The organism is Streptomyces parvulus, assembly GCF_014648855.1.
GTDB classification, from domain to species: domain Bacteria; phylum Actinomycetota; class Actinomycetes; order Streptomycetales; family Streptomycetaceae; genus Streptomyces; species Streptomyces parvulus.
Window position 1 is genome coordinate 218,958 of record NZ_BMRX01000015.1, and the last position, 6,197, is coordinate 225,154.

At 70.0% G+C, this 6,197-nt stretch carries 6 protein-coding genes; 2 read left to right on the forward strand and 4 right to left on the reverse strand.

What is annotated here, in order from left to right; translation table 11 throughout:
• Positions 1 to 2 precede the first annotated feature (2 nt).
• Positions 3 to 419, forward strand: coding sequence for an HGxxPAAW family protein (locus IE108_RS28230; protein WP_064725881.1), 417 nt, complete (start codon positions 3 to 5; stop codon positions 417 to 419).
• A gap of 149 nt (positions 420 to 568) precedes the next feature.
• On the opposite strand, the gene IE108_RS28235 is transcribed toward IE108_RS28230, so the two are convergent.
• From IE108_RS28235 to IE108_RS28250, 4 genes are all read right to left on the reverse strand, one after another.
• Positions 569 to 1,099, reverse strand: a complete 531-nt coding sequence (locus IE108_RS28235; protein ID WP_079163376.1) for a ferredoxin family protein — start codon at positions 1,097 to 1,099, stop codon at positions 569 to 571.
• Positions 1,100 to 1,327: 228 nt separating this feature from the next.
• Positions 1,328 to 2,227 carry an NAD(+)/NADH kinase gene (locus tag IE108_RS28240; protein WP_064725880.1) on the reverse strand — a complete coding sequence of 300 codons (900 nt, stop codon included), beginning with the start codon at positions 2,225 to 2,227 and terminating at the stop codon, positions 1,328 to 1,330.
• Positions 2,224 to 3,234 (reverse strand): SPFH domain-containing protein, encoded by a 1,011-nt coding sequence (locus tag IE108_RS28245; RefSeq protein ID WP_064725879.1) that lies wholly within the window; start codon positions 3,232 to 3,234, stop codon positions 2,224 to 2,226. Before IE108_RS28245 ends, IE108_RS28240 begins: the two co-directional genes overlap by 4 nt.
• A 249-nt stretch (positions 3,235 to 3,483) precedes the next feature.
• A complete protein-coding gene (locus IE108_RS28250; RefSeq protein WP_064725878.1) occupies positions 3,484 to 4,254 on the reverse strand; it encodes an SDR family NAD(P)-dependent oxidoreductase in 771 nt (256 codons plus the stop codon).
• 130 nt (positions 4,255 to 4,384) lie between these two features.
• Here IE108_RS28250 and IE108_RS28255 point away from each other — a divergent pair, with 130 nt between their 5' ends.
• Positions 4,385 to 5,002 carry a TetR/AcrR family transcriptional regulator gene (locus IE108_RS28255; RefSeq protein WP_064725877.1) on the forward strand — a complete coding sequence of 206 codons (618 nt, stop codon included), beginning with the start codon at positions 4,385 to 4,387 and terminating at the stop codon, positions 5,000 to 5,002.
• Positions 5,003 to 6,197 lie beyond the last annotated feature (1,195 nt).

Genomic DNA, 6,197 nt, shown 5'->3' on the forward strand with positions numbered 1-6,197 from the left:
TCATGAACCGAACCGACAGCGGCCACGCCCCGGGCCACGACCACGGTCACACCATCGCCGGATGGACGGGCACCGGCATGGCGCTGGCGGGGAGCGTGGCCGCCGGTGGCTCGATGGTCACCGCTTGGTACCCGGGACTCGCGCTGGGGGCGGCCCTGGTCGCCCTGTCGGCCTGCACCACCTGGGTGCTGCACCTCGCCGGGTGGGGCAAGCCCGGCGGGCCCCGGCCCCCTGCGGAACGGGGCTGGCGGGTACGCGATCGGTCCGCCGCGCAGGGCCACCCAGGATGCAGGGGCTGCCGCCTGGCCGGCCGAGGCCGGCGCATCGCCGCCCCTGCCGCGGCCACGGCCGGTGCGGGGACGCTCCCCGGGGCCCGGGTGTACGGGGAGAGGGCCGCCGAGACGGAAGCGGCACATTGAGAGCAAGCCCTCTCAGGCCCGGTCGGCCCACCCATACCCGCAGCCGGCACGCCCGCGCAGACGCAGAGCCTGACGCCTTGGCCGCCCCCTCGGCGAATGGCTCGTGACCACCTGGAGGCCAACTCAGCCCCGAATGACGTGTCACGCCCTCAGAGCTGTGGCAGCCGGTCCGCAGGTGTGGGGGAGCGTCGCTTCTCGAGCCGGAAGAGATAGACGCGAAGGTGGCAGGCCAGCTCGCCGTCGAGGTACGCGGCGTACCGCGCAGCGGCGCCGGCCACACCCTGCCCCGCCTTCGCGTCGTCGGCTTCCCAGTCGGCCCGCCGGCCGGCCAGGTACTCCCTGATCCGCCCCCGGTCGCGCCACCATTCCCGGACGGCTGCCGGCGTCCAGTGGGCGTCGCCGTCACAACCGTAGCCGCCGAAGGCCTCGGCCTCCGCCGCCTCGACCAGGTCCGCAAGCTCCTCTGCCGTCCGGGGCTGGCGGTACACGTACTCGGTGAAGTGGTCGGCCTCGTAGAGCACGAGCCCAGGGGCGTGGATACGGCCGGTGCCGCAGTTGTCGGTATCGGCCCCGTAGAACGGCCCCGGCACATTGAGCCACGTCCGCTCCGACCACTGTCCGCGGAACGCCTTTCGCGCGTCGTCGTCGAGCAACGGCATCGGGTCGAAGTAGAGGTCCACGGCGGAAGATTAGCCGGGTCCTGCCACCGGCACCGGGGGCGTCCGGCGGGTTCTGCCGGCCGGTCAAGGCGCCCTGCCACAGGCAGGAATGCCCCACAGCATCATCATGATGAGGCGATGGACCGGACCCCGCTCGACCAGTACGGGCTGCGCTGGCACGGACCGGTCGACCGCCGACGCGGCGCCCGCGAGCTCAGTGCCCTGCACCTTGTGAACGCGCCCTGACCGTCAGCCGATCAGCCTCAGCTTCGTCTGACACAGACCGAGGCGGACCGTCTGGCCCCAGGTGAGCTCCAGCGCGTCGCTCTCCATGCCGTCCCCGAAGGCGACGAGGCGCTCGGACTCCACGGTCACCGTGAGCCGCGCGTCCGCGACCAGTTCACCCGCGTTCAGGCATGTTCCCGTGGTGGGGGACGGCCACGCCTCCCGGACGAACCAGGCGAGCCGGGCCTCCGTGGGATGCGGCAGCCCCCACTCGGTGGACCGGTCCTGCCATACCGACCGGAGCCAGCCACTCGCCCCCGTTCCCGTGCCGATCAGTACTCCCGACGAGGCCTGGGTCTCGACGGCACCCCTGTCGCCGTCGAGACCCAGGCGGTACCGGGCAGTACGGTGCCCGGCCGCACCGACGTAGATCTCGTTGAGCGCCACCAGACGTTGCGTGTCGTCGGTAACGGCCTCGACCATGCTCAGCTCGTCCCCGCCCGCAGAGGCGGAGAAGGCCGCGGGCAGGAGCCGGGCTGCGTCGGCCGGCCGGTGCCGCACCAGCACACCCGGGTTGCGGCCGGGATCCGCGTCGATGCCGACCACGGGCCGGTCACCGACGTACTGAGCGACGTTGGCCACGAGCCCGTCCTGCCCGACCGCCACCACGACGTCCTCGGGACCGAACAGGAAACGGTCCAGATCTGCCCGCTCCACCTGCGCGCGCCGCCAGCTAAGCGGCACCGCGGCCGAGACGAGCACGAGCGCCCGCTCCACCCGGTGATGCCGCTCGACGACCTCGTCAATGGACCGGCCCCGCGAGGACAGGAAGAACGCCGCCTGTCCATGCGTGCCGTGCCGGGCGACCAACTCCTCGTACTCGGTGGCGCGATGCACGAGGACGGCTCGCGGTGCCAGGCTCACGCCCCCGGCTCCTGGCCCGCCCCGAGCCGTGCGAGCAGCCCGGTCAGTACGTCGGGGGAGACGGTGACGCTGTCGATGCGCGGCAGGTTCTCCGCGAGGCGGGTGCCGGTCAGGGCGCGCAGGACCGCCACGTCCACGTCGCCGTGCACCCGCAGCCAGGCCGCCTGCGCCTGGGCGCGGGCCTCGCCGACCGCACGGGCGCCCTCCGCCTCCGCCTGCGCGAGGCGCACCGCCCGCTCGGCCTCGGCGCCGACCCGGACCGCGTCGGCCGCAGCCTTCTCCTCCGCCTCCCGGCGGCTGTTGGCGCCGCGCTGCTCGACCAACCGCTCCTCACGCCGCGCGAGTTCGATCTGGCTGGCCAACTCGTTCTCGGCGATGGCACGTTCACGCTCCACGGCGACCGCACGCCGCTCGTACGTGGCCCGGTCGGCCTCCTGCTGGATCAGCTCCCGGGCAGGGGTGCGCAAGGCACGCTCCACCTCAGGCTCGGGCCGCACCGCCATCACGCGGACGGCGACGATCTCGATCCCCGTGGCAGGCAGCCGCGGCTCCTCGCGGAGTCCCAGGAGTACTCGCTCGCGCACCGCCGGCACACCTTCGGCGAGAGCTGCCGCAAGGGGGGTGCGGGCCAGCACTTCGAGAGCGTGCTGCTGAGCGCTCTCGGTCAGCAGCGTGGCCAACTGCTCCAGCGGGGCGCCGCGCCACACCCCCGTGTCGGGATCGACGGAGAAGTCGAGCCGTTCGGCTGCGACGCCGGGGTCGGCGATGCGGTAGGTGACCGTCGCCTGCACGGCCACGTCCTGGAAGTCGACGGTCCGGGCGTGGAACGTCATCGCCAGCTCCCGGTCGTCGACCGGCACTTCGGACAGCGCGGCGGCCAGCGGGCGGAACCAGAAGCTCAGCCCGGGACCGTCGTGTGTGAGCTGCCCCGAACGGTGGTGTCGTATGTGAGCCGTGGGCGCCGCCCGCAGATGACGCCAGCCGAAGCGCTTGATGATGTCGGCCATGAACCCCCCTAGCTCTTTAGAGTCACGTTGACTATAAAAAAGAGGAGAGGTTGCGTCAAGAGGACGAGAAGGGGTCCGTGCTCGGCCGGCAAGCGGACGCTACCCGCCGCTCGGCGGAGGAGGCCGGGCTGAAGCTGGATCGGCCACCTCCAACGCCTCGACCTCCCACTGCACCGGCAGGAACACATTGACCGGGCCTTCCGCGTCAAGGTGAAGACGGCTGTGTCTCGCAGAACGCCACACGCTTCTCTAGGCGGCGATCACCGCCACTCCCGTCCGCCCGCCGTCCACGTCCACTACGGTGCCGTGGACGAAGGACGCTTCGTCGCTCGCCAGCCACAGCGCGGCGTGGGCGATCGCGGCGGGTGCGCCGACGGTGCCGGCGGGGGTGCCGTGCATCATGACCTGGGCAGGGGTGGGGGCGCTGCCTTCAGGTGCCGGAGGCTGGATCACGCCGGGGGATACCGCGTTGACGCGGATGCCGTGAGGGCCGAACTCCGCCGACCAAGCACGAGTGAGGGTTTCCATGGCGCCCTTGGTGGAGCTGTAGAGGGCACTGCCGGGGACGCCCAGCCGGGCGATCCAGGAGCCGAGGTTGATGATCGCGCCGCCGCCTGCCGCTGCCATCGCGGGGACGATGGCAGCGGTGAGGAAGTAGGGCGTCTTCACGTTGACTGCGTAGACGTGGTCGAAGGTCTCTTCATCGGTGTCGGTGGTGGTGGTCGGCGGATAGACGCCGGCATTGTTGACCAGTACGTCGATCCGGCCGCCCAGGGCCGCCGTGGCGTCCTGGGCGAGTCCGCGGGCGGCCTCCGTGCTGCCGTCGAGGTCTGCCGCTACGAAGTCTGCCCGGCCGCCCGAGGCGCGGATGCCGCCGACGACGGCGGTTCCGCGTTCCTTGTTGCGCCCGGACACGACGACGTGCGCGCCCTCGGCGGCGAACATCTCGGCGATGGCCTGACCGATGTTGCTGGTGGCCCCGGTGACCAGTGCCGTCTTGCCCTGCAGTCGTCCAGTCATGATGTGCTCTCCCTGTTCGGGTTGTCGTGCGGTCTGTCGCGCGAGGTTCACAGTGCTCCGCAAAAAATGGACCGGCAAGTCCAAAGCTGGAGTAGTGTTTGTCGCGCATGCCGGAAACGAGGAGCGGCACATGAGCCAGACACTGACCCCAAAAGGGCGGGCGACCCGCGCCCGCATCATTGAGGGCGCGGCCGAGGTACTGCGCGAGCAGGGAGTCGCCGCGGCACGGCTCGATGACATCCGTGACCGCACCGCCACCAGCAAGAGCCAGCTCTTCCACTACTTCCCAGGCGGCAAGGACGACCTGCTCCTGGCCGTGGCCCAGTACGAGGCCGACCGGGTACTCGAGGACCAGCAACCGCACCTGGGCCGTCTCGACTCGTGGGAGTCCTGGAAACAGTGGCGGGACGTAGTAGTGGAGCGCTATGAACAGCAAGGCGACCATTGCCCGTTGGGTGCACTCTTCCTTCAGGTCGGCCGGTCGACTCCGGGTGCGCGGGCGATCGTCACGGCGTTGATGCGACAGTGGCAGGAGGCACTCGCAGACGGTGTGCGCGCCATGCAGGACCAGGGGATGACCTCCTCCCGGCTTGACGCGGACCGGACCGCCGCCGCGCTGCTTGCTGGAGTCCAGGGTGGTGTCACGATCATGATGTCGACCGGCGACTCAAGCCACCTCAGGGCGGCCCTCGACACGGGGATCGAACTGTTGCGCTTCCATGCTGTGGGCGAGGTCAGTGCGCCTTGATGGCCCGCTAAAGGGGTATTGCAGAAGGCCGTGATCAGGGCATATCCGTTCTATGGCTGGGGTGTTGAGGGCCGAGCGGACATGGATGGAGACGTTCACCGAGCTACAGGTCGACCACTTCGGTCGGTCACTGAAAGCGAGCTGGCGAGGTGCTGAGCGCGAGCGCCGCGGCGCGTTACGGGAGGCGATTGGGTTCCAGCACGCCGGCTGCGCACGGCGTTGAAGGTGGGGCGATTGCCCGACGAGGCGGTCAAGGCTCTCGCTGCCCACCTTGCGGCTGTGTATCAGTCGCTCGCTGTAGTGAGCAGAGCGGGGCCGGCGCAGAGTAGCCCGCGCTGTCGTCGACGTGACCCTTGATGCGCTGCTGCAGACCTCGACACGAACGCTTGAGGCTCGTCGAAAAGGGGCTTACACGTCCGTGACTACCGCCCAGAAGGGTAAGGGGCGGGCTGGTCGAACTCCGGAAGGCCGGGCGTCAGGCCAGTGCACATCCGCTACACCGGTATGCCCGGACGTCAGTCGGCTTCGCATTAGACGCGGCTGTGCGAGGCGTGGCGGCTGCCCGGCCGTGGGGGCAGCGGTTACTTTAGGTCTTATCTACATGCTGCATCACATGTTGTCTGCTGATGAACCTCTTTTGTGGGCTCAGGCAGCCTTCGCAGGCTGCCTGACGTATGGACGTCCTCGACTCGCACAGGGTTCGCGTGTCGGGGTGGGGCGGCCGCACGGGTTCGGGGTTGTGCGGGGGTGTGGCTGGTCGGCCTGCCCTCCTTTTTCTGGCTCGCGGTTATATGCCGTGCCGGTTCTGAAGAGTGGTTACATCGATTATGTGTTCGCGCCTGTGGGGGCCTTGGAATCTGCTCCGTTGGAGTGGGGGCCGTTGGAAAGAGGTGCGGGCATGAGTGAGGGACAGTACTCAGTTCCTTGGGAGCAGTTGGCTGCTGGGTTGGTGAAGCAGCCCGGGCGAACTCCCGCCCGTTCACCCCGTCTCTTCTTTTAGGTGCTCGGGCCGTAGGCCCGCTGCCGGCTCTGCGCAGCGGGGCCGGGCCTGTGTGGCGCGGAGCGCCGCCGGGGGTCCGGAGCGTAGCGCAGGGCACCCCATACGACAGTCAGGAACGACTGCTCCGGGAGCGCAGCGGACGGAGCCTCACCCGCCGTGCGAAGCGCGGCGGGTGAGCTGCTCGCGCAGCGAGAT

What these genes read in the sequence shown, in the direction of transcription:
- IE108_RS28230 (WP_064725881.1), top strand. Translation starts at nt 3, where the DNA reads ATGAACCGAACCGACAGCGGCCACGCCCCGGGCCACGACCACGGTCAC.
- IE108_RS28245 (WP_064725879.1), bottom strand. Translation starts at nt 3,234, where the DNA reads ATGGCCGACATCATCAAGCGCTTCGGCTGGCGTCATCTGCGGGCGGCG.
- IE108_RS28250 (WP_064725878.1), bottom strand. Translation starts at nt 4,254, where the DNA reads ATGACTGGACGACTGCAGGGCAAGACGGCACTGGTCACCGGGGCCACC.
- IE108_RS28255 (WP_064725877.1), top strand. Translation starts at nt 4,385, where the DNA reads ATGAGCCAGACACTGACCCCAAAAGGGCGGGCGACCCGCGCCCGCATC.